We start from the raw sequence: 23,219 nt of genomic DNA on the forward strand, positions 1-23,219 counted from the left end.
GTAAGTCCACGAGACTTGCCCGCGCCTCTTTCTTTGATCTGGCTTTGATCTGGGTGCTCGTGCACAGAGGATGTCTCAGCCACCCGCTATGATTTTCCCCAACCCCCGATAAACCCCTCTCCCCTATTAATCAGAAAGGCAGGCACCGCATGGCTGGAGCACCGGCTACCGCGCAGCCCCGCAGACAGTATCTGCGCGTCGCTGCGCTCATCGCACCGGCGCTGATAGCGCTGGCCGTGGTCATCGGCTATCCCATCGTGCGCGCTGTGATGTTGTCCTTCCAGGGCAACAAGCGGCTTAACCCGACTACGGGTGTATTCGAGGAAGGCTCATTCGCAGGCCTCGAGAACTACCTGTACTGGCTCACCAATAAATGCATGTCTGCCACCGGCCAGGCCACCACATGCCCGGACGGCGTCATCGCCACTGATTTCTGGCCGGCGCTCAAGATCACGCTCTTCTTCACCGTGGTCACGGTGGCACTGGAGACGATCTTGGGCATGTTCATGGCGCTGGTGATGAACGGCGAGTACCGCGGGCGCGGCCTCGTGCGCGCGGCCGTGCTGGTGCCTTGGGCCATTCCCACCGCGGTGACGGCGAAGCTGTGGCAGTTCATGTTCGCGCCGGACGGCATCATCAACGCGCTCATCGGCTCGAACATCGCGTGGACCACGGACCCGTTTTATGCCCGCCTCGCGGTCATCATCGCCGATGTGTGGAAGACCGCCCCGTTCATGGCGCTGCTCATCCTGGCCGGTCTGCAGATGATTCCGCGCGATGTCTATGACGCCGCCCGCGTCGACGGCGCCTCGCGCATCCAAACCTTCTTCACCATTACCCTGCCGCTGGTGCGCCCGGCGCTCATGGTGGCCATCCTCTTCCGCACGCTGGACGCGCTGCGCATGTACGACCTGCCGGTCATCATGATCTCCGCCTCCTCCAACTCCCCGACGGCCACCATTTCCCAGTTGGTGGTGGAGGACATGCGCCAGGGCCACTTCAACTCTGCCTCCGCGCTATCCACCCTCATCTTCCTGCTCATCTTCACCGTCGCGTTCATCCTCGTTCGCTTCCTCGGCGCTGATGTGTCCGGTACTGCTCGCCAGAAGAAGGAGAAGAAGTCATGAAAAAGATCGGACACTACCTTGGCATCCTCTTCATCATGTTCTGGGGGCTCGCGCCCTTCTACTGGATGGTCGTCACCGCCCTGCGGCACAAGTCCCATACTTTCGACACCACCCCGTGGCCCACGCACGTAACCCTGGATAACTTCCGGGACGCCCTAGCCACGGACAAGGGCAATGACTTCCTCAATGCGCTGGGGAACTCTTTGATCATTTCCTTGGTCACGACCGCGGTGGCGGTCCTTATCGGTGTGTTTACCGCCTACGCCTTGGCACGCTACGACTTCCCCGGCAAAGGTATTGTCACCGGCATCATTCTGGCTGCCTCGATGTTCCCGGCCATCGCGTTGGTGACCCCGCTGTTCCAGCTCTTTGGAAACCTCGAATGGATCGGCACCTACCGCGCGATGATCATCCCGAACATCTCCTTCGCGCTACCGCTGACGGTCTATACGCTGCTGAGCTTCTTCCGCCAGCTTCCCTGGGAGTTGGAGGAGGCCGCCCGCGTGGACGGTGCTTCCCGCGGCCAGGCCTTCCGCCTCGTGCTCCTGCCCTTGGCCGCGCCGGCGCTGTTTACCACCGCCATCATCGCCTTCATCACGACGTGGAACGAGTTCATGTTGGCCAAGCAGCTATCCACCACCGCTACTGAGCCGGTGACCGTGGCCATCGCGCGCTTCTCCGGCCCCTCGGCCTTCGAGTACCCCTACGCCGCCACCATGGCCGCGGGCGCGCTGGTGACGATTCCGCTGATCATCATGGTGCTCATCTTCCAGCACCGCATCGTTGCCGGCCTCACCGCCGGCGGTGTTAAGGCCTAATGCGCCGCGCTCTGCTGTGGGACACCGCGCTGGGATTCGTTGGTTTCTTTGCGTTCCTGGCGCTGGTGCAGGCAGTCCTCAACCTTTTTCACCCCTCCCCCGCAATCTGGCCGGGGCTCCTCGCAGGCACGCTGTGCCTGGCCGAGTTTCTGCTGTGGCGGGCTAAACGGAAGGATCTCCGATGACCTGGCACGATAACGCCATTTTCTACCAGGCCCTCGTGGGCTCGTACAAGGACACCCGCGGCGAAGGCGTCGGCACGCTGCGCGGCGTTATTGAGAAGTTGGATTACCTCAAGTGGCTCGGCGTGGACTGCCTGTGGCTTTCCCCGTTTTATGCCTCCCCGCTGCGCGATGATGGCTATGACATTGCCGATTACTACTCCATCCACCCGGATTACGGCACGATGGAGGACTTCGAGGAGCTCGTCGCCGAGCTCCACGCGCGCGGCATGAGGCTGATGACGGACTTGGCGTTCAACCACACTTCCACCGATCACCCGTGGTTCCAGGCCTCGCGCACCGATCCGGAAGGGCCGTACGGTGATTACTACGTGTGGGGCGATGATCCCCTGCGCTACCCAGAGATCCGCATCATTTTCACCGATACGGAAACCTCGAATTGGGCGTGGGATCCGGAGCGCAAGCAGTACTACTTCCACCGCTTTTACTCGCACCAGCCGGACCTGAACTATGACAACCCGAAGGTCCACGAGGAAGTGTTCAAGATCCTCTCCTTCTGGCTGGACAAGGGCGTGGACGGCTTCCGCCTCGATGCCATTGCATACCTCTACGAGCGCGATGGGCTGGGCGGCGAGTCCCTGCCGGAAACAGTCGAGTTTGTGGAAAGAATCCGCGCTTTCATTGACGAGAACTATCCCGAGGCCATCATGATCGCGGAGGCCAATCAGCCGCCGCACGACACCATGGAGTTCTACGGCACGGGCAATCGCTTCCACATGGTGTTCAATTTCCCCGTCATGCCGCGGCTCTACCAGGCCCTTGCACTGGGGGACGCCACACCGGTCTACGAGATCATGGCGGAATTGCCGGAGTTGCCCCAGGGCTGCCAGTGGGGCACCTTCCTGCGCAATCACGACGAGCTAACGCTGGAGATGGTTGGCGAGGATCAGCGCGCCATCATGTACGAGCACTTTCTGCCGGATGATCAGATGCGCGCTCACGTGGGTATCGCGCGGCGACTCGCCCCGCTGTTGGGCAACGACTACCGCAAGATTGAGCTCTTCTATTCCCTCCTCATGACGCTACCGGGCGCGCCCTTCCTGTATTACGGCGATGAGGTTGGCATGAACGACGCCCCCGAGCTGCCCGACCGCGATGCTGTACGCACTCCTATGCAGTGGGAGCCGGGCGAGGGCGCAGGATTCAGTACATCCGCTCAGACGCGCCGCCCCGTCGTTGGCGGGGTTGGTATTTCGGTGGAGGAGCAGCTTGCCGACGACTCCTCGATCCTCCACCGCGTTCGCAGCCTCATCCAGCAACGCAAGGCGCATCCGGAACTCGGCACCGCGCCTTTCGAGGCGGTGGAGACCGGCCACGCGGGCGTGCTGGGATTCCAGCGCGGTGAATTATTGTGCTTGCACAACTTCACCGAAAAAGCCGTGGACTTAGGACCAGTCGAACTGGGCCCCTTCGGTTATGCCTGGCTTCCGGTGGAGGCTTAACGGTCTTTTAGCGAAAACGGTAAACAGAACATGAACAGTCGATGTATTGTGCTGTAATTTTTGAGGTTTTTTAGCGTTTTATGACCAATTAAAGCTACATAATGCCTATTTGCCGAGGTCACCGGCCTTTTGCGCACAATTGGCACCATTACCTTTCGGGACTATCGTCAACCGCGGTTAGCTCGCAGTCGTCGCGCCACCCCTTTGGCCCCGACACGCTGACCCCTCTTTGTAGATTATTGCCCTAGTCCTGAAAGGGATCACGCTCGTGTCAGCGACTCTTATCATCTTGGCCATCGTGGTCATCACGGCACTGGCCTTCGACTTCACTAACGGTTTCCACGACACAGCCAACGCTATGGCAACGTCAATTGCTACCGGCGCACTGAAGCCGTTCACCGCGGTCGCCATTTCCGCCCTCCTCAACCTCATCGGCGCATTCCTCTCCGTCAACGTGGCCGCCACCGTGGCCAAGGGAATCGTCAACCTTGACCAGTACGATGTCTCCGTCCCCGCCGACGGCGACGCTTTGCTCATGGTCGTCTTCACCGGCCTCATCGGCGGCATCACCTGGAACCTATTTACCTGGCTCCTTGGCATGCCGTCTTCATCCTCCCACGCCCTCTTTGGTGGCCTCATCGGCGCTGCCTTCGCAGCCCTGGGCACCGGCGGCGTGGCATGGTCCTCCATCGCCGGCAAGATCATCATCCCGGCTATTGCCTCCCCGCTCATCGCCGCTCTGGTTTCCGCCTGCGGTACCGCCCTGGTGTACTGGGTGACCAACACCATCCCGAGCAAGGTCAAAAACGAGCACTTCCGCCACGGCCAGATCGTAACCGCCTGCCTCGTATCCCTGGCCCACGGCACCGGTGACGCACAGAAGACGATGGGCGTTATCTTCCTTGCCCTCGTTGCCGCTGGCGAGGCCAACTCCGATTCCCGCATCCCAACCTGGGTCATCGTGGCCTGTGCCGTCGCGATTGCCGCCGGCACCATGTCGGGCGGCTGGCGCGTCATCCGCACCCTGGGCAAGGGGCTCGTGGAGATTGAATCCCCGCAGGGCATGGCCGCTGAGGCCACCTCCGCCGCCATCATCCTGACCTCCGCCACCGGCGGTATGGCACTGTCCACCACCCACGTGTCCACCGGTTCCATCCTGGGTACCGGCCTGGGCCGCAAGGGCGCGAAGGTTCGCTGGGGCGTCGCCATGCGCATGGTGGCCGCGTGGCTCATCACCCTTCCGTGCGCCGCCTTCGTCGGCTTCGTTACGTGGTGGATTGCCAACGGCGTGGGCGCAGCCACCAACACCATGGTGGGTGCCATCGTTGACCTAATCATCCTGCTGGGAATGGTCGCCCTCATCCTCCTGCGCGCTCGCCGCAACCCGGTTGACGCTAATAACGTCAACGACGACTGGGACGAGGACTCCGAGTCCGTCGACTCCTCGATGTCTCACCGCGAAAAGGTCGCCGCCGGCGTTTCGACCGGCAACGCCCCTGGCGCCGCAAACGCCGTCAATGATGTGGTCAAGTCCCACACCGCTCACAAGGACAACTAAGGATTCCAATCATGACCGCAATGGAAATCGTCACCGCCCTCATTCGCGTGGCCGCACTCGCGCTCGCCTTCGGCGCCGGCATCCCACTCCTCTTCGCTTTGGGCATGCGCTGCATGACGGGCGACCCCATCCGCAACGCCGAAGGCGTTGTCGTTGATGACACCGAAGCTTCACCCCAGATGAAGATGCTTGGCTGGACGGTATACGCCGTTCTCGCCCTCCTCATCCTTGTCGCTATCACATGGATTGCAAAGGACTCCATCGCCCATTACTTCGGCTGGGAGCCATTTGCCGGAATCGCTAGCGGGCACTAAGCCTTCCCCCCTCCCACCGACAACACCAACAGCCCCGTCGCCCTACACGGCGGGGCTGTCCTTTTTGCCCTTATTCATTTTCCTCCGCCGCAGGAAGCACATGTGTGCCCCTGGTCACACATCAGCCAAGGTAAACAAAAAGTTAACTTAACTTGAAATCTATGTAGCGTTTTGGACGTTTACACGATATAGTTGGTGAATACCAACGGTACGGTACCCCGTACCTTTACTACGAGAGACAAAAAGGGGCGAGCACGAATGAATACCATTTCCGGCTTTATTTCCGCCATTACTAACACATTCAAGACCGCCACCGGTACCGGTCTTGACACCATTACCGCTGCGCCCATCGCAGCGCAGGTGGCAGAAGATCTTGTCAAGCACGATCTCATTCCGGCAACCCATACCGACATCGAGGAAAGCTTCGCCGCCCTCACGGGCGACTTCCCCCGGGAAGGCGACCTTGCCGAGGTAGAGCTATTCCTCGACAGCTTCGGATGGCTTGCATAAAATCCTTCACCAAACCCCGCCCCCACCGGGCGGGGTTTTCTCATGCGGCCACCCTTCAAACGGTACATTTCGCGCCCACTACACTGTCAGCCATGCACCCAACACGCCGTTTACGAGGATTCCCTCATCTTTTTCACCGCCCCTCACCTGCCCGAACGTAAATTGTGAGCGGAATCACCCGTGCGCCGCTATACATTCCTATACGAAACTTCTCTACACTGCCAAACATGACTATTTCCTCACATTTGTCGGAGCTTGACTCCCTGAGCGCCGACACCACCGCAGGCAAGATCGCTGAACTGAAGAGGCGTCGCGAAGCAGCGGCGCAGCCCATGGGCGAGAAAGCCCACGAAAAGGTCCACGCCCAAGGCCGCCTCACCGCACGTGAGCGCTTGGACTATCTCCTCGACGAGGGCTCCTTCGTCGAGACCGATATGCTCGCCGTGCACCGCACCACGGACTTCGGCATGGGCAAGAAGCGCCCGCTGACCGATGGCATCGTCACCGGCTGGGGCACCATCGACGGCCGCGAGGTCTGCATTTTCTCCCAGGACGGAACCGTCTTCGGCGGTGCACTCGGTGAGGTCTACGGCGAGAAGATGATCAAGATCATGGAGCTGTCCATCACCACCGGCCGCCCGCTCATCGGCCTGTACGAGGGTGCCGGCGCCCGCATCCAGGACGGCGCCGTGTCCCTGGACTGGATTGCCAAGACCTTCTACCAGAACGTCAAGGCCTCCGGCATCGTCCCGCAGATCTCCGTCATCATGGGCGCGTGCGCCGGCGGCAACGCCTACTCCCCTGCCCTGACTGATTTCGTGGTGATGGTGGACAAGAAGTCCAAGATGTTCGTCACCGGACCAGACGTCATCAAGACCGTCACCGGCGAAGAAGTCAGTCAAGAAGAACTCGGCGGCGCGGGCGTCCACATGCACAAAGCAGGAACCTCGCACTACACCGCCGCCAGCGACGAGGAAGCCCTGGATTGGGTCCACGACTTGCTGACCTACCTTCCCTCCAATAACCGCCAGCTGACCCCGGTTGAGCCCTACGAAGACCTGGGCGAAGAAACCGCCGACGACCTCATGCTGGATGAGATCATCCCGGATTCCCCAAACCAGCCCTATGACGTCAAGGAGGTCATCGAGGCCCTCACCGATGACGGTGACTTCCTGGAGATCCAGGCCGACCGCGCCGATAACGTGGTCACCGCCTTCGGACGCATCGAAGGCCGCACTGTTGGTTTCGTTGCTAACCAGCCCCAGGTCTTCGCCGGCTGCCTCGACATCGATTCTTCCGAGAAGGCCGCCCGCTTCGTGCGCACCTGCGATGCCTTCAACATCCCTATCATCATGCTTGTCGACGTCCCCGGCTTCCTCCCCGGCGCCGACCAAGAACACGACGGCATCCTGCGCCGCGGCGCCAAGCTGCTCTACGCCTATGCCGAAGCCACCGTTCCCAAGATCACCGTCACCCTGCGCAAGGCTTACGGCGGCGCCTATTGCGTGATGGGCTCCAAGGGGCTGGGCGCGGACATCAACCTGGCATGGCCCACCGCCCAGATCGCGGTCATGGGTGCAGCAGGTGCCGTCGGTTTTATCTATCGCAAGGAGATTAAGGCCGCCCATGAGAAGGGCCTCGACGTAACTGAGCTGACCAAATCCTTCGAGCGCGAATACGAAGATCACATGCTCAACCCGTATAAGGCAGCAGAGCGCGGGCTTATCGACGCCGTCATTCTCCCCTCCGAAACCCGCAGTGCAATCGCTAAAAACCTGCGCTTCTTCACGGACAAGAATGTCGCGCGCCCATCGCGCAAGCACGGAAACATCCCGCTCTAGGCCGCGCTCGTTTCAGCACAAATCAGTGCAGCAGAAGCACTGTATTACACTAGTGTTCCATGACTGACTTGAAGACGACCGCTGGCAAGATCGAGGACCTGAGCGCCAAGCTCACCGAGTCCCGGGCGCCGCAGGGAGAAGTCCCGGCAGCCCGCAGCGCCATCGAGGCGCTCTTTGACGCCGGCTCCTTCGTGGAGACCGACGCCCTTGCTCGCCACCGCTCCACCGAGTTCGGCCGCGAGCACATCCGCCCCTACACCGATGGTGTCGTCACCGGCTTCGGCACCGTCGATGGCCGCAAGGTCTGCGCCTATGCGCAGGACGCCTCGCTGTTCGACGGCACCATGGGCGAGGTCTATGGCGAAAAGGTCACCAAGCTCTACGACCTGGCCATTAAGACCGGCGTGCCCATCGTCGCGCTCGTTGCCAGCGATAAGCCCCGCGCCCAGGAGGGCATCGTCTCCTCCGCCATGCAGGCCCGCATCCTCGCCCGCGCCACCACCGCCTCCGGCCTCATCCCGCAGATCACGGCGGTTTACGCGGAGTCCAAGGAAGCCTCGCTCGTGGCCGCGCTGTCCGATGTCGTCATCGCCCCCGACGGCGACGTGCAGGCGGACGGGGAGCACGAGGTGAGCGTCGCCAAGCGCGTGCTCTCCTATCTGCCCTCCAATAACCGTGCCGCCGCGCCCCGCACCGAGGCCACCATCGTTGCGGGTTCGGTGGAAGACAACATCAGCGAGGCCGACCACGCGCTCGATACCCTCGTCGGCGATGACGGCACCGTCGATCTCGCCGACGTAGTCACCGCCACCTGTGAGGATGTCTTCGAGCTCGGCGCCCGGGTGCGCGGGGTCTTCACCGGCTTCGGCCGCGTGGAGGGACGCACGGTCGGCATCATCGCCAACCGTGACTCCCTCGATGCCGCAGCCGCCGCCAAGGCCGCCCGTTTCATTCGCCTGTGCGATGCCTTCAACACCCCCATCGTCGAGTTCGTCGACTCCCCGGCTTTGGATGTGGAGAAGGCAGCGTTGGCCAAGCTCGTGCATGCTTATGCTGCGGCAAGCGTGGGAAAGATCAGCGTCATTGTGCGCCGCGCGCACGGCACCGGCTACATCGCCTTCGGCTCCAAGGAGCTCGGTGCGGACCTGTCCTATGCGTGGCCGACGGCCGAGATCGCCGTGGCCGATGCCCCTGAACTGGCCGCTGAGCTGGAGCTGAGTGAGGACGAGGCCGCAGCCTACCTCACCCCGTACCAAGCCGCTGAGCGTGGTCTCGTCGATTCCGTTATTACCCCGGCAGCCACGCGCGGTTCCCTCATTGAGGGACTGCGCCTGCTGGATCGCAAGATTATTCCGACCCTGCCGAAGAAACACGGCAATATCGTTTTGTAGAGGTTTCCCTATGACCGCTTCCCTGTTTACCGTTCTCAACGGCAACCCCACCGACGCTGAGGTGGCGGCTCTGACCACGGTGCTCAGCCAGCTCGACTCTGAGGCGCGTGCCAAGGCCGCCGATACCCGCTCCGAGCGCGACCTGTGGGGCCAGCCGGGCGACGTGTTTAACCCGTCCGCCTTCCGCAACGTCCGCTACTACTAAGCACATGCGCCTGGTTCTGGCTTCTCAGTCCCCGTCCCGCCTGTCCATCCTGCGGGGTGCGGGCGTGGAACCCGTCATTGCCCCGGCCCACGTGGATGAGCGGGCCATCGAGGAGCGCCTGGCGGGTGCTGAGCCCGCCGAGATCGTCTGCGCACTCGCCACGGCCAAGGCAGAGGCCATTGCCCCGGACTATCCCGAGGACGTCGTGGTGGGCGGGGATTCCATGCTGCTTCTCGACGGTTCCCTCCAAGGCAAACCCCACACCCCCGAGGCCACCGTGGAGCGCTGGCACGCGCAGGCCGGTCGCGCCGCGGAGCTCATCACCGGCCACTGCGTGCTGCGCGGCGACGCACGCTTCGTGGAGGCCTCGCGCACGACGGTGCACTTTGCGGAAGCTACTACCGCCGATATCGAGGCCTATGCCCGCACCGGCGAGCCGCTGGAATGCGCCGGCGCCTTTACCCTGGAAGCCCTCGGCGGCTGGTTCATCGACCGCATTGAGGGCGATCCTTCCTCCGTCATCGGCCTTTCGCTGCCGGTGCTGCGCCGCGCGCTGTATTCCTTTGGGCTCAACGTTTCTGACTTCTGGGCCCAGTCCTAATTCGGGGCGAGCTTTTCTAGTTGCGGGTGAATCCATCCAGCTGCGGGCGAACCTTTCCAGGTTCGCCCCCTCTGGTGACCTCGCTGCCACATGGCTAGAGTGGGGCGGCATGGAAATGAAAGATATGCTCGCTCCCCCGCCCATCAAGCTGCCGGCCGATCCGGGTGCTGACAGCACTTCCGATCTCACCGCGGGAATCATGGCCCATCCGGATTCCGCGCTGCTGTGGGCGCTGCTGGCGGAGCAAGAACTAGACAAGCACAAGGGCGCTGAGCCCACCGCTTTCATCACCGCCTACGCCTATGCGCGCACCGGCTACCACCGCAGCCTCGACCGCCTGCGCGGCAATGGTTGGAAGGGCTGGGGCCCTGTCCCCTTCTCCCACGAACCCAACCAAGGCGTGCTGCGCGCGATTGCCGCACTGGGCCATGCCGCGAAGGCTATCGGTGAGGACGCGGAGTATGACCGCATCCGTCAGATGCTTTCCGACGCCGACCCCGAGTCCGTCGCCACGCTGCTGGACTAAGCAGCCAGTAGCGCCGTTGCGCGCTGGCCCGCCTCCCCCGGTCCGCCACGTGGTTCTAGTCAACTGGTTCTACTCAAAAGGTTTAGCTGGGGGCAGGTGAACCATCCAGGTGCCCAAAGAAGGTTTGTTTAGGGGCACACGAACCTTCTGACCCGAACCATATGACTGGAACCATCCGTGGCGGCTAACGGGCCTCTCCGACGGGCATAGGGCTTTAAATACAAAAATCCCGCGGACCTCAAATAATGAGGCCGGCGGGATTAGTCTGTCTGCCCTAAAGCAGCGCAGGGATTGGTATGCGATTAAGCCTTGTCGCCGTCTGCCTTAGCAACAAGATCACCGGTGTTCTGCGCGGTGCGGATGTTTGCCACGAAGAACTCCAAGATCAAGCGGAACTGGATGACATAGAAAAAGAACGCGATTCCGCCAAAAATGACAGCGCCCAGGAACGCCAAGATTCCGCTGACAAAGCTGTCAGCAAAAGCCACGAAAGAGAAGAGGATCAATCCTGCCCAGGAGAGTCCTGCCAAAATGACGAGCAGAATGTAGATGAAGGAGGAGAACTTCAGGGTGACAAAGCTGCTGAAGGAGAAGTCAAACAGCGCCTTGAAGAAGCCCGTGCTCTTAGAAGAACCACCGTTCTGTGCGGCCTGCTGCGGGTACTGATTGTTCTGTGGAGAGGCAGCAAAGGGCGAGTTCTGCTGACCGAAGCCCTGCTGTTCCTGCGTACCAAAGCCCTGCTGGCTTTGGGAGCCGAACCCTTGCTGCTCCTGTCCACCAAAGCCCTGGTTCTGCTGCTGGTAGCTACCAAAACCGGACGTGGAGTTGGAGTGAGAAGCCTGGGCGCCGAAGCCATCACCAGACTGCTGCCCAAAACCCTGGCTCTGGTTGGATTCTGCCTGCGCACTGCCGCCAAAGCCTTCGCTGCCAAAGCCGCTGTTGCCGTAACCGTGGTTGCCGTAGCCCTGATTCGAGTTCGTCGCCTCAGCGGAGTGCTCGGCACCAGCACTGCTATCGGAGTTGTAGGAAGCGTAGGAGGCGCCAAAAGAGTCATGGTTAGCGCGGGTGTCATGGCTTTCAGACTTGTTGTCAGATGACTCCGTGTTGGCAGAACCAGAGGCGGACTCAGACGCAGCAAAGCTGGAGCCAAAAGTGCTGTCCTTGGCCTCACCTTCAGACTCCGGCTGCGAATTCTGGGAAGACGCACTTCCGAACGAGGAGGTCTCAGCGGAGCTCTCGGAGTAATCGCCGTAGCCGGCCTGGCCGCCCCAGCCGAAGTTGGAGTTCTGTCCCTGGCTGTTCCACCCAGAAGCAGAATTATCGCTGCCGGACTGAGAGCTACCGTAGCCGCCAAAGCTACCGAAGCTGTTGTTCCCAGCGTTGTCGCTGTGGGAACCGTGAGCGTTGTAGTCGCCAGCGTTGTTATCGTTCTTGTCGCCGTTCTCACCAAACTGGTTGGGGTTCGTCATAGTTTTTAGACCTTTCGGAGAATCATTGATTTTCGCAGTGCGCTACAGCACGATACTGTCATAAATTTTTTACCCCACCGAACGTACCTGAGATCTTGCTCACCGGCAGCGCGAGTTAGGCAAATGCACCCCAGAAAACGACAGTTTCCCCCGCCACGGCAGGGGAAACTCGACAGGATTAGTGCGAAATAAATCGCTTAAGCGTGCTTGGCCTCCACGCGCTTGATGGCCTCAGCAGCCACCTTCTCCTGAATGCCCATGTCCAACTCAGAGGTGAAGCCCACGCAGGAGCAGTTGATCTCACCAAGGACGTAAGTATCTTCGCCGTTTTCGCCGTCAGCCAGCATGAAGTCCGCGGTCCAGATCAGCGGGATGTTGTCACCGCCGAGCTTCTCTGCGATGACCGGGCGAACGTCAGCGAACATATCGACGAGCTCCTGCCACTCCTCCGGCTTTTGGTAGGTGTACTTGGCGCCGGAGAACAGGGTGGCAGAGAAGGCGTCGCCGCCCTCGGCCGGCTTCTTGTGCACCACGAAGACCGGGTCCGGGCCCACGAGAAGAATACGAATCTCGCCCTCGACGATGCGCGGCATGAAGCGCATGTCCACGAGCATGCCGTTGTCACCCACGATGTACTGATCACAGAAGTCCATGAACTCGCCCAGCTCGCGCTCCTCGGTATGGTTGTCCACAGCCTCGGTGCACTTGATCTTGGTGTCGAGCGGCAGGGCCGTCCCCGGCTCGACGGACTCGGCCAGCTTCTCGTCGGCAAGGCGCACGCGCCAGATGCCGGAGCCGGTGGAGCCACGGTTCTGCTTAAGCACGCGCTCGCCGTAGGACAGGGAGGTCGGGAAGGTGTTGTGGAAAGACTCGACGTCGTAGTAGGCGGCGGTATCGGACGGGACCAGGTCGGTGTCGTTGAGCTTGACCAGGGCATCCTTGGCGCCGTAGGCCATCATCTCGTACGGGGTGGACATGCCGACCAGGCCAGCGTCGGACAGCTTGGAGAGCAGGTCAAAGTAGCCCTTTTCACCGCCCGGGATGTTGCCCGGGTTCACGCGGGAGATGTAAGCATCAAAATTCTCGGATACATACTCGAAGAGCTTCTCGGACCACTCAGGGCGGTAGAACACGACCTCTGCATGCCAGCCTGCATCCTTGATGCAGTCGACGATTGGCATGGTGTCCTTACGGTGTCCGTTGATCTGCTTGTCTGATCCGCCCTCAACCTCGAAGACGACGATTGCCTTGTGCACAGTAATTCCCTTTCGCTAGGGGGTTGATGAGTGTCACTACTTAAAATAACCCAGGTTTGGCCTGCGCGCTCCCCTACAGAATCAGCCCAACAAAAGGTTAAAAAGCGAGCTTAGCGCACTTTTCAGCCCCTGACCTGCATACTTGTTATAACCAGTAAGTGCGAAGCAGCACTACCCTCTCAAGAAATGTATCCAACACCACAAAAGGCTCTCCCCCGTGACCACTAGTTGGCCAAGCACGCTAGAGTTGAAGCGAACGTTCCCCCTTAACGAGAAAGGCAGGTGGACCGTGGCCGAATTCGACCCGAATCCCCCTTTCCAGGAATACGCGCACCCCGAGCGTCTCGTGTCCGCACCGTGGTTATCCGCGCGACTGGGCATTAACGGCCTCCACGTGATCGAGGTCGATGAGGATTCACTCCTCTACGATATCGGCCACATCCCCACTGCTATCCGTATCAACGTCCAGACGGAACTGCTCGATAGCACGACGAGGGACATCATCAGCGCCGAAGACTTCACAGCCCTCCTTCGCTCGAAGGGCATCGAGCGCGATGACACCGTCATCCTGTACGGAGACAAGTCCAACTGGTGGGCCGCATTCGCCCTGTGGATCTTTGAGCTGTACGGCCACGAGGACGTGCGGCTTCTCGACGGTGGCCGGGACGCCTGGATGTCCGAAGAGCGCGATACCTCTTTCATGGTCCCCGAACCATCCGCGTCTTCTTACCCGGAAGTTTCCCGCGAAGAATCCTCTCGCATCTTCGTCGATGAGCTGCGCGGCTCCACCGCCACCGTTGTCGACACCCGCAGCCCAGACGAGTTCTGCGGCGAAGCCGCCCTCAAGAACGGAACCGGCGAGTCTGCCTACGGCACCACCTTGACGCACGGCCATATTCCCGGGGCCATCAACTTGGAATGGGATCGCGCGGTCTACCCCAACGGCTGCTTCCGTACACTCAGCGAGCTCAAGGTCAACTATGGCGAGCTAGAGCCCGCAACGGAAACCGTCCTTTACTCGCATGTCGGCGCTCAGGCCGCACACACCTGGTTTGTGCTGAAGTACCTGCTCGGCTTCGACAACCCGCGCGTCTACGATGGCTCGTGGGCAGAGTGGGGCAACATGGTTCGCATGCCCGTTGAACGCTAGCAACACGCCGAAATAAGCCCGCATCCTCGCTGGTGCGGGTTTATTTTTTGACACGAAACCAAGACGTGACGGTATCCTCATGTTTTGGTGTGCAAGAATAGTACGCAGTCCTATCAGAAAAATTGGAGGAGGGTTCCTGCCGTGGCAGTTGAAACCAAGAACATCACCAAGGTCCTCGTGGCCAACCGCGGTGAGATTGCGGTCCGCGTCATCCGTGCGGCTCGCGACGCCAACATTGCATCCGTAGCGGTCTACGCCGAGCCCGATGCCGATGCCCCATTCGTCACGCTTGCCGACGAAGCCTTCGCACTCGGCGGCCAAAACTCCGCTGAGTCTTACCTCGATATCAGCAAGATTCTCGACGCCGCCTCCAAATCCGGCGCCGACGCTATCCACCCCGGCTATGGCTTCCTCTCCGAGAACGCCGACTTTGCCCAGGCCGTCATCGACGCCGGCCTGATCTGGATCGGCCCCTCGCCGCAGTCGATTGCGGACTTGGGTGACAAGGTCACCGCCCGCCACATCGCCGAGCGTGCCGACGCGCCCATGGCACCAGGTACCAAGGATCCCGTCGCCAGCGCCGAAGAGGTCGAGGCCTTCGCCGACGAGCACGGCCTGCCCGTTGCCATCAAGGCTGCCTTCGGCGGCGGTGGCCGCGGCATGAAGGTCGCACACACCCGCGAGGAGATCAAGGACCTCTACGAGTCCGCCACCCGCGAGGCCACCGCAGCCTTCGGCCGCGGCGAGTGCTTCGTCGAGCGCTACCTGGATAAGGCCCGCCACGTCGAGGCGCAGGTCCTGGCTGACCAGCACGGCAACGTCGTCGTCATGGGCACCCGCGACTGCTCCCTACAGCGCCGCTTCCAGAAGCTCGTCGAAGAGGCCCCTGCCCCCTTCCTCACCGATGAGCAGCGCGCCTCCATCCATGAATCCGCAAAGCGCATCTGCCGCGAGGCCGGATACTACGGCGCCGGTACGGTGGAGTACCTTGTGGGTGCGGATGGACTCATCTCCTTCCTCGAGGTCAACACGCGCCTCCAGGTGGAGCACCCCGTTACCGAAGAGACCACCGGCTACGACCTCGTTCGCGAGCAGTTCCGCATCGCCGAGGGCCGCGAGCTTTCCATCTCCGAGGATCCGACCCCGCACGGCCACGCCTTCGAGTTCCGCATCAACGGCGAGGACGCCGCTGCGGGCTTCATGCCGGCTCCTGGAACCATCGTCTCCTACTCCGAGCCTTCCGGCCCGGGCGTGCGTATGGATTCCGGCGTGCGCGAAGGTTCCGTCATCGGCGGCCAGTTCGATTCCATGCTGGCCAAGCTCATCGTCTGGGGCCCGGACCGCGAGACCGCCCTCGCGCGCGCACGCCGCGCGCTGTCCGAGTACCGCATCGAAGGCCTGCCCACGGTTATCCCCTTCCACCAGGCAATCCTCACCGATCCTGCCTTCACCGCCGAGGACGGCAACTTCACGGTCTACACCAAGTGGATCGAGGAAGAGTGGGTCAACGAGCTGCCCGAATACACCGACACCGCCGAAGCACCTGAGGATGAGGACCAGGAAGCATCCCAGAAGTTCGTCGTCGAGGTTGGCGGCCGCCGCATCGAGGTGGCCCTGCCGGGCAACTTGCTCTTGGGTGGCGGCACCAAGCGCAAGAAGTCGAAGAAGCGCCGTGGTAAAGGCGCAGCAGCCAACGTGTCCGGTGACGCCGTGACCGCACCGATGCAGGGCAGCGTCATCAAGGTCGCCGTCGAAGAAGGCCAGGAAGTAGAAGAGGGTGAGGTCGTCGTCGTCCTCGAGGCCATGAAGATGGAAAACCCCGTCAAGGCCCACAAGTCCGGCACCGTGACCGACCTCAAGGTGTCCACCGGCACGCAGATCAACAAGGGCGAGCCGATTCTGGAGATCAAGTAATTTGCCGATGCTTCCTTACGGCCAGGGAGCACTGCAATAACCTTGCTTCAGTCAGCAACGTTACATACTCTTTGTACGTGATACCCCGGTGGAGCTCTGCTCCGGGTCACTGACTCGCTGAGTACAACTTACCGGGGTGCTGACTTGTCGCTCTGAGGGGATGCAACAGTGGCGCATCAGGATAGCGCCACCAACTCCACTCGAACCACTCAGTGAGTAGCTAGATTCAGAGATCAAGTAGCCTCGAAAGGCATGAGCGTTAACGATTCTGAGTTCGGTGTACGGTTGGCCAAGGAGCACGACCGTACCTACCTCTCCCGTCTCCTTTTCCTCGCCGATGTCCTCGGTGACGAGGACGCCCATATCGGGGATTTTCACACGCCTGACGTGGGACTGTACATCGATGAATGGTCCCCGCACGTCGACGGCGGCGTCATCGCAGTCTCCAGCCACCGCGTCCCCGTCGGTGGTGCGTGGCTGCGCTACTACACCACTGAAGCGAAGGGTGCCGCCTACACCGGCAACCCCGAGGCCGATCCTTTTGATGAGTCCCAGTGGGCCACCGACCTCGACCCGGAGGAAATCCCCGAGCTCTTCATTGCTGTGGAGTCCCGCTACAGGGGCCTCGGCGCTGGGCGACGCCTCCTGCGCAACGCCTGCGACCTCGCCGAGGCGCAGCAGGCTCCCGCCGTATCGCTGTGGATTGAGCCGGAGAATACCGGCGCCCGCAAGCTGTATGAATCCGAAGGCTTCGTCGACATCGACGTGCCCGGCCGCCCGGATGCTCACGTGATGCTCAAGCGCTTCTAGTACGCAAACCGACAAAAGGTGTCGACTATACTCGACACTTCCTCGGTTTCTTGTAAAAGTGTCGACTATACTCGACGCCTTCGGCGGCGCGCCGACGACAGCGCCAAGAGCGACGTTGCTCACCCACCCATGACCCAAGTCGGGTGACAACGACCGTTTCCGTAGAACGCTGCACGTATCTTCGCGAAACGGATTACCTTCTTCGCACCCCTCGCAACGCACAGCATCTGCATGCCTCCATCGAGATGCTGGAGGCATCTGACAAAGGGCGCCTGGCAAAAGGCATCAGTCAAAAGGCGTTTTCACGGCTAAAAACGCCTTTTACTCAGTGCAGATGGCGTTTTTAGACCCAAAGATGCCTTCTGCCAGATGCCTTTTGTGAGACGCCCTCCTGACTTAGGACAATGCAGTGCGGAAAAATCCCACCCCACCGCCAAAACCGCCAGGGAGCAGCGCCAAGAATGACGCTGCTCACCCATCCATGACCTAAGTCGACTTTTAGCTGATAACGGCGATGAGGTCGCCGCCCTCCACCTTGGTGGCGGCGCCAATGGCGACGCGCTCAATGGTGCCATCCTTGGTGGCGGAAATGGAGGCTTCCATCTTCATGGCCTCGATGACGGCGATTTGGTCGCCGGCCTTGACCTCGTCGCCAGGCTTGGCGGTCGGGTTGACCACGCCAGCGAACGGTGCGGCCACGTGGCCCTCGTTGGACGGGTCAGCCTTCTCCACGGTGGCGACGGTGGACTCGACGTTGTTGTCGCGCACCTTGAGCGGGCGGATCTGGCCGTTGACGTTGAGCACGACGTTGCGGATGCCCTTCTCGTCCGGCTCACCCATTGCGTCAAGACGCAAGGTGATGGGCTTGAGGTCCGCGCGGTCGTTGGAGCCCTCCGGGAAGTGGTGAACAATGTAGTCCTTACCTTCTTCCAGACCGTAGAAGAAGACCGTGTCCGTCAGCGCCTCGGTGTTGCCGTAGGTGCGGCGGAACTCGTTGAACTCCTCGAACTGCTTCGGGAAGAGCAGGCGGTTGAGGGAAGCGCGGCGCTCGGTGGAATCATCCGAAGCCAGGTGCTTCTTCTCATCCTCCGGCACGGGCTTGACGGTGACGTCGCCAGGCGCGCGGCCCTCCAGGACCTTATCGCGCAGCGGCGGCCAGCCACCCGGAGGCGTACCGAGCTCACCGCGCAGGAAGGCGATGACGGAATCCGGGATATCGTACTTGGTCGGGTCGGCCTCAAAGTCAGCCGGGTCTACGCCAGCGCCCACAAGGTGCAGGGCGAGGTCACCGACCACCTTGGAGGACGGAGTCACCTTGGTCGGACGGCCGAGCATCTCATTCACCGCAGCGTAAGTGTCCTCGATGATCTCGAAGCGATCCTCCAAGCCCAGAGCGGTAGCCTGCGCGCGAAGGTTGGACAGCTGGCCACCCGGAATCTCGTGGCGGTAGACGCGGCCGGTCGGGCCAGGAATACCCTTCTCGAAGGGCTGGTAGAGCTGGCGCACGGCCTCCCAGTACGGCTCAAGGTCGGAGACGGCCTTGAGGGAGATGCCGGTATCACGAGAGGAGTTCGAGAATGCCGCGATGATGGCGGACAGCGAAGGCTGGGAGGTGGTGCCCGCTAGCGGTGCGGAAGCACCGTCGACGATGTCGGCACCAGAAAGCGCTGCCGCGTAGTAGGTAGCCAACTGGCCACCGGCGGTGTCGTGCGTGTGCACGTGAACCGGCAGGTCGAACTCCTTGCGCAGAGCCATAACCAGCTTGGATGCGGACTCCGGGCGCAGCAGACCCGCCATGTCCTTGATAGCCAGGACGTGAGCGCCGGTACTGACAATCTCCTCGGCCAACTTGAGGTAATAGTCCAGCGTGTAAAGCTTCTCATCCGGGGAGCACATGTCGCCCGAGTAGGCCATGGCAACCTCGGCCACGGTGGTGTTGGTCTCCAGGACGGCGTCGATAGCCGGGCGCATCTGGGTAACGTCGTTCAGCGCGTCGAAGATGCGGAAGACATCCACGCCGGACTTGGCGGCCTCCTGCACGAAACCGGTGCACACGTCGTTGGAGTACGGCGAGTAGCCCACGGTGTTGCGACCGCGCAGGAGCATCTGGATGTTCTGGTTCGGCATGGCCTCACGCAGCAGATCCAGGCGCACCCACGGGTCTTCTTTGAGGAAGCGCATGGCGACGTCGTAGGTCGCACCGCCCCATGCCTCCACCGAGTACAGCTCCGGGGTCATGCGGGCGACGGCCTCAGCGGCGGTGACCAACGCGGTACCGCGCACGCGGGTAGCCAGCAGGGACTGGTGGGCGTCACGGAAGGTGGTATCAGTGACGGCCAGAGCGTCCTGCTTGCGGATCTTCTCCGCCCACTTCTTCGGGCCCAGCTCCAACAGCTCATCGCGGGAACCGCGGGGCAGCTCGGAGGAAAAGTCCAGATCCGGCAGCTTATCGAAGGGACGCAGGGTGGTCGGGCGCTCGCCGTTCGGCTTGTTGACGGTTACATCAGCGATGTAATCAATGATGCGGCCAGACTCATCCACGGCTGGCGGAGCCTTGAGCAGGTCCGGGTGCTCCGGAATGAAGCTGGTGTCCACGCGGGTGTTGACGAAGTCCGGCTCGCGCAGCAGGGCGCGCAGGAAGCCGATGTTGGTGGCCACGCCGGCCACCGTGAACTCGTTGAGCGCGCGCTGTGCACGTGCCACGGCCTGCTCAAAGTTGACTCCACGGCAGGTCATCTTCACCAGCAGGGAGTCGAAGTTCGGGGAGACCTCAGCGCCGACGGCCGTTGCGCCGTCGAGACGCACGCCTGCGCCGCCCGGCGAGCGGTACTGGGTCAGCGTGCCGGTATCCGGGCGGAAGCCGTTGGAGGGATCCTCGGTGGTGATGCGGCACTGGAGCGCCGCGCCGGTGATGTGGATATCCTCCTGCTTCAGGCCCAACTCCTCGAGGGAGAAGCCCGCCGCAATCTGCATCTGGGACTTCACGATGTCCACGCCCGTAACCTCCTCGGTCACGGTGTGCTCCACCTGCACGCGGGGGTTCATCTCGATGAAGACGTGGTTGCCCTTCTCATCGACGAGGAACTCGACGGTGCCCGCACCTTCGTAGTTGATGTGCTCGCAGAATTTCACGGCGTCTGCACAGATGCGGTCACGCAGCTCCGGGTCCAGCGTGGGTGCCGGGGCGATCTCGACGACCTTCTGGTGACGGCGCTGCACGGAGCAGTCACGCTCAAACAGGTGCAAGACGTTGCCGTGGGAGTCAGCCAGAATCTGCACCTCGATGTGCTGCGGGCGAATCACCGCGGTCTCGAGGTAAACGTTGCCATCGCCGAAGGCTGCCTCAGCCTCGCGGGAGGCCTCAGCACACTTGGTCTTCAGCTCCGCCTCGTTCTCGATGAAGCGCATACCGCGGCCGCCACCGCCGGCCACTGCCTTCACGAAGACGGGGAAGTTAAAGTCCTTGGCATATTCCGCCAGCTTGTCGACGTCCGTCGAGGGCTTCGAGTCCTTCAGAGTCGGCAGCCCCGCCTCCTGGGCAGCGGCTACCGCGGCGGCCTTATCACCGGTCAGGTCCAAGGTCTCCGGGGTGGGACCGATGAACTTAATGCCGTTGTCACGGCAAGCACGCGCCAAATCGGCACGCTCCGACAGGAAGCCGTAACCAGGGTAAATGGCATCCGCGCCGGACTTCTTGGCGGCGCGAATGACCTCATCGATGTCGAGGTAAGCCTTGACCGGCTGGCCCTCGTTACCAATGCGCACTGCCTCATTGGCAAAGGCGCGGTGGAAGGAGTTGCGGTCTTCCTTTGGATAAATTGCAACGGTCTTGGAGCCGACCTCAAAGGCAGCGCGGAAGGCGCGCACGGCAATCTCACCGCGGTTGGCCACCAAGATCTTAGAGAAGGACTTGTGGGCGGTATCAGACACTGGGAGTGATCCTTTCAGATAAGCACAATACGAACTTAAGGATAGTGTCCGAGGCGACAACGCGGGCGGAAATCGACATATCGGTCAACAGATTTCGAATAGGTTCTCGCCAGACTCCTAGGCACACCCCTAGAAGACTCACCCCTTCATGAACAGCTCCCCTTCCCCCCATTAAACATGCAGCGGCCAAATAGGAGAAGAGTTACTTCGCTTTTAAAAAAATATAAACCTATTGACATGTTCTACCCTCCGTTTCTATCCTTCAATCAGGTTCATAAGAACCAACTTCATCCTTCACTTCCAAAGACCGCACGGTGAAGACAGAAAAGAGCTTATGAACTCAGTCACCATTTCTAACGTCCACAAGTATTTAGGCGAAGGCGCCCAGCGCACGCATGTTCTCAAAGGCGCAAGCCTAGAAGCTGGTGAAGGCGAGTTTCTCGGCATTTCAGGAAAGAGCGGCTCCGGTAAAACAACTCTCCTGCGCGCGGTTGCAGGTCTTCTACCTATCGATGAAGGCTCAATCTCGGTCTTCGATACCTGTGTATCCACCGCTGCTCCCAAGGAACTACTCGCCTTGCGCCGCAACACAATCGGCTTCGTCTATCAAGACGACCTGTTGATGAATGAACTCACAGCGCTCGAAAATGTCATGCTTGTGCTTGCTGCAGCGGGATTCGATGAGACGACGGCACACGACAAGGCTTGCGAGGCCTTAACCCAGGTAGGACTTGCAGAACTCGCTCAACGATTTCCCGCAGAGATGTCGCGCGGCCAATGCCAAAGAGTAGGAATCGCCCGAGCACTGTCTGGGAAACGGCGAATTCTCTTGGCTGATGAGCCGTCTGCTGCGCTCGATTCTGAAAACTCGCACGGCATTTTTCGACTCTTCAAGAAGCTGGCATCAACTGGCACAACCGTGATAGCGACCAGTCACGATCCCATCATGCTCGACTATTGCAGCACGGCCTACACGCTGATCGACGGCCAGCTTGGGAAAGCAGCCCCGAATGCTCAATGAACTAATCACGAAAGTCGTGCATTCTTCGAAACGGTATCGTTTCGGCGCAGCGGCAATCGCAGTGTGCTTAGGATTATTCGCATTTGCTGTCTCGGCTGATCTCTTCATGATGTTGTCCCCGCAGCAGAAGGCGCAGTCAGAATTGGGAAACAACGCCGTGCGGGTGGACGTGCCTGTGTACACGCGGGCGGGCGTGGTTGAACAGACGCTGCCGCAACTTGATTCCCCAGAGAGGGGCTTTACTACCCAACTCGAGACTTACGATCTCTATGTCGATAGCAATCCATCAGCTTCCCTTGTCTACAAGGAGTCTCACTGGGAAGAGCAAGCTCCCGATTTTGGGTTGGCATTGGTTCAGGGCCATTGGCCAAGCGCCCCCGGGGAAGTAATCGTCACTGAGGACGTTAACCTTAGCCTCGGAGAGAACACAACTGCATTCAACGGCACGCTACCGCTCCGCATCGTTGGCGTTGTATCGAATTCCTTCCACAGCCAGGAGAAAGCGGTGTACGGCGCATCGGGAACATGGAACACCATCGACGCCGACGCTTATTCCATGACCTCCGCTTCGGTCCGGCCGATTGTGTTCGGTTCCGAAGGAACGACTCCTGCCGAGCTCACCGACTTCATTAGCAGTCAGCTCGAAACTACAAACCTCGTTGATCGCGCCGCGCTTGACGACGCCTTTTCGACCTCACTCCTCACCCGCGAAAGCCTGCTCGCCACGCCGCCTTCAGGGTTCGCCGATAGCTATTCTTTCTTCTTCGGCCTGTTCGCCATTGTCATACCGTGTGCTTTGATCCTCTTTTTGTGGCGAGTCACGTACCTAGTTCTTCACCCGTTGAACCGGCGGTTCTTCGAGCTAGGAATCTCCCCCTTCCTGTTGTGGAAGTCCAACACATCCACCCTGCTTCGTTCAGCCCTGATGTACTCCGTCTTAGGCCTCGTTGTAGGTGCAGGCCTGGCGCAATGCGTGCGCCCTTTCATTTCGGGACTTGCGGGGTTGCCTGATCCTGGAGTCCTCATTCCGTGGAAATGGTTAGTGCTTCTTCTCGCTAGCTCTGTGATGTCTAGCGACTTTTTGGACACGGAGT

Annotated in this window: 19 protein-coding genes and 1 pseudogene; 17 read left to right on the plus strand and 3 right to left on the minus strand. The window is 60.9% G+C overall.

From position 1 onward, the window contains the following. The first annotated feature begins 149 nt into the window (after window positions 1-149). From HMPREF2792_RS04040 to HMPREF2792_RS04095, 12 genes are all read left to right on the plus strand, one after another. Complete coding sequence (locus HMPREF2792_RS04040; protein WP_070531051.1) at window positions 150-1,127, plus strand: carbohydrate ABC transporter permease; 978 nt, start codon at window positions 150-152, stop codon at window positions 1,125-1,127. Next, window positions 1,124-1,945 (plus strand): carbohydrate ABC transporter permease, encoded by an 822-nt coding sequence (locus HMPREF2792_RS04045; RefSeq protein ID WP_070531054.1) that lies wholly within the window; start codon window positions 1,124-1,126, stop codon window positions 1,943-1,945. The genes HMPREF2792_RS04040 and HMPREF2792_RS04045 overlap by 4 nt, the downstream gene beginning before the upstream one ends. Next, window positions 1,945-2,130 (plus strand): hypothetical protein, encoded by a 186-nt coding sequence (locus HMPREF2792_RS04050; protein ID WP_070531056.1) that lies wholly within the window; start codon window positions 1,945-1,947, stop codon window positions 2,128-2,130. The genes HMPREF2792_RS04045 and HMPREF2792_RS04050 overlap by 1 nt, the downstream gene beginning before the upstream one ends. Further along, window positions 2,127-3,629 carry a maltose alpha-D-glucosyltransferase gene (gene treS / locus HMPREF2792_RS04055; RefSeq protein ID WP_070531058.1) on the plus strand — a complete coding sequence of 501 codons (1,503 nt, stop codon included), beginning with the start codon at window positions 2,127-2,129 and terminating at the stop codon, window positions 3,627-3,629. The genes HMPREF2792_RS04050 and treS overlap by 4 nt, the downstream gene beginning before the upstream one ends. A 268-nt stretch (window positions 3,630-3,897) precedes the next feature. After that, window positions 3,898-5,187, plus strand: coding sequence for an inorganic phosphate transporter (locus HMPREF2792_RS04060; RefSeq protein WP_083303822.1), 1,290 nt, complete (start codon window positions 3,898-3,900; stop codon window positions 5,185-5,187). Between the two features lie 11 nt (window positions 5,188-5,198). After that, window positions 5,199-5,501: a hypothetical protein gene (locus HMPREF2792_RS04065; protein WP_070531060.1), complete on the plus strand. Its 303-nt coding sequence runs from the start codon at window positions 5,199-5,201 to the stop codon at window positions 5,499-5,501. Between the two features lie 258 nt (window positions 5,502-5,759). Next, a complete protein-coding gene (locus tag HMPREF2792_RS04070) occupies window positions 5,760-6,011 on the plus strand; it encodes a hypothetical protein (protein WP_070531063.1) in 252 nt (83 codons plus the stop codon). 227 nt (window positions 6,012-6,238) lie between these two features. Then, window positions 6,239-7,852, plus strand: a complete 1,614-nt coding sequence (locus tag HMPREF2792_RS04075; protein WP_070531065.1) for an acyl-CoA carboxylase subunit beta — start codon at window positions 6,239-6,241, stop codon at window positions 7,850-7,852. 59 nt (window positions 7,853-7,911) lie between these two features. After that, window positions 7,912-9,243: a carboxyl transferase domain-containing protein gene (locus HMPREF2792_RS04080; protein WP_070531068.1), complete on the plus strand. Its 1,332-nt coding sequence runs from the start codon at window positions 7,912-7,914 to the stop codon at window positions 9,241-9,243. Window positions 9,244-9,253: 10 nt separating this feature from the next. After that, the gene (locus HMPREF2792_RS04085; protein WP_070528100.1) at window positions 9,254-9,448 is read left to right on the plus strand and encodes an acyl-CoA carboxylase subunit epsilon; all 195 of its coding nucleotides are present in this window, start codon (window positions 9,254-9,256) and stop codon (window positions 9,446-9,448) included. A 4-nt stretch (window positions 9,449-9,452) separates the two neighbouring features. After that, a complete protein-coding gene (locus HMPREF2792_RS04090; protein WP_070531071.1) occupies window positions 9,453-10,049 on the plus strand; it encodes a Maf family protein in 597 nt (198 codons plus the stop codon). A gap of 109 nt (window positions 10,050-10,158) precedes the next feature. Further along, complete coding sequence (locus tag HMPREF2792_RS04095) at window positions 10,159-10,575, plus strand: DUF3151 domain-containing protein (protein ID WP_070531073.1); 417 nt, start codon at window positions 10,159-10,161, stop codon at window positions 10,573-10,575. A 302-nt stretch (window positions 10,576-10,877) separates the two neighbouring features. On the opposite strand, the gene HMPREF2792_RS04100 is transcribed toward HMPREF2792_RS04095, so the two are convergent. Together HMPREF2792_RS04100 and HMPREF2792_RS04105 are read right to left on the minus strand one after the other, a co-directional pair. Continuing rightward, window positions 10,878-12,044 carry a DUF4282 domain-containing protein gene (locus HMPREF2792_RS04100; protein ID WP_070531075.1) on the minus strand — a complete coding sequence of 389 codons (1,167 nt, stop codon included), beginning with the start codon at window positions 12,042-12,044 and terminating at the stop codon, window positions 10,878-10,880. Between the two features lie 197 nt (window positions 12,045-12,241). After that, window positions 12,242-13,300 carry a Cj0069 family protein gene (locus HMPREF2792_RS04105; protein WP_070531077.1) on the minus strand — a complete coding sequence of 353 codons (1,059 nt, stop codon included), beginning with the start codon at window positions 13,298-13,300 and terminating at the stop codon, window positions 12,242-12,244. A 289-nt stretch (window positions 13,301-13,589) separates the two neighbouring features. Here HMPREF2792_RS04105 and HMPREF2792_RS04110 point away from each other — a divergent pair, with 289 nt between their 5' ends. The 3 genes from HMPREF2792_RS04110 to HMPREF2792_RS04120 all read left to right on the plus strand — a co-directional run bounded on the left by HMPREF2792_RS04110 (window position 13,590) and on the right by HMPREF2792_RS04120 (window position 17,174). Continuing rightward, entirely contained in the window at window positions 13,590-14,450 is an 861-nt protein-coding gene (locus HMPREF2792_RS04110) for a sulfurtransferase (RefSeq protein WP_070531080.1), read from the plus strand. Between the two features lie 141 nt (window positions 14,451-14,591). After that, on the plus strand, window positions 14,592-16,364 hold the full coding sequence (locus tag HMPREF2792_RS04115) for an ATP-binding protein (protein WP_070531083.1): 1,773 nt from the start codon (window positions 14,592-14,594) through the stop codon (window positions 16,362-16,364). A gap of 252 nt (window positions 16,365-16,616) precedes the next feature. Continuing rightward, window positions 16,617-17,174 carry a GNAT family N-acetyltransferase gene (locus HMPREF2792_RS04120; protein ID WP_070531085.1) on the plus strand — a complete coding sequence of 186 codons (558 nt, stop codon included), beginning with the start codon at window positions 16,617-16,619 and terminating at the stop codon, window positions 17,172-17,174. A 498-nt stretch (window positions 17,175-17,672) separates the two neighbouring features. Here HMPREF2792_RS04120 and HMPREF2792_RS04125 read toward each other — a convergent pair whose 3' ends face one another. After that, a complete protein-coding gene (locus tag HMPREF2792_RS04125; protein WP_070531087.1) occupies window positions 17,673-21,104 on the minus strand; it encodes a pyruvate carboxylase in 3,432 nt (1,143 codons plus the stop codon). 334 nt (window positions 21,105-21,438) lie between these two features. Between HMPREF2792_RS04125 and HMPREF2792_RS04130 the strand changes: the two genes are divergently transcribed. Further along, on the plus strand, window positions 21,439-22,125 hold the full coding sequence (locus HMPREF2792_RS04130; RefSeq protein WP_010189375.1) for an ABC transporter ATP-binding protein: 687 nt from the start codon (window positions 21,439-21,441) through the stop codon (window positions 22,123-22,125). Continuing rightward, window positions 22,115-23,219: pseudogene (locus HMPREF2792_RS04135) on the plus strand (hypothetical protein); the annotation flags it as partial. The gene HMPREF2792_RS04130 and the pseudogene HMPREF2792_RS04135, both read left to right, overlap by 11 nt.

The sequence above is a fragment of the Corynebacterium sp. HMSC068H04 genome (genome assembly GCF_001811255.1).
Classification (GTDB): Bacteria; Actinomycetota; Actinomycetes; order Mycobacteriales; family Mycobacteriaceae; genus Corynebacterium; species Corynebacterium hesseae.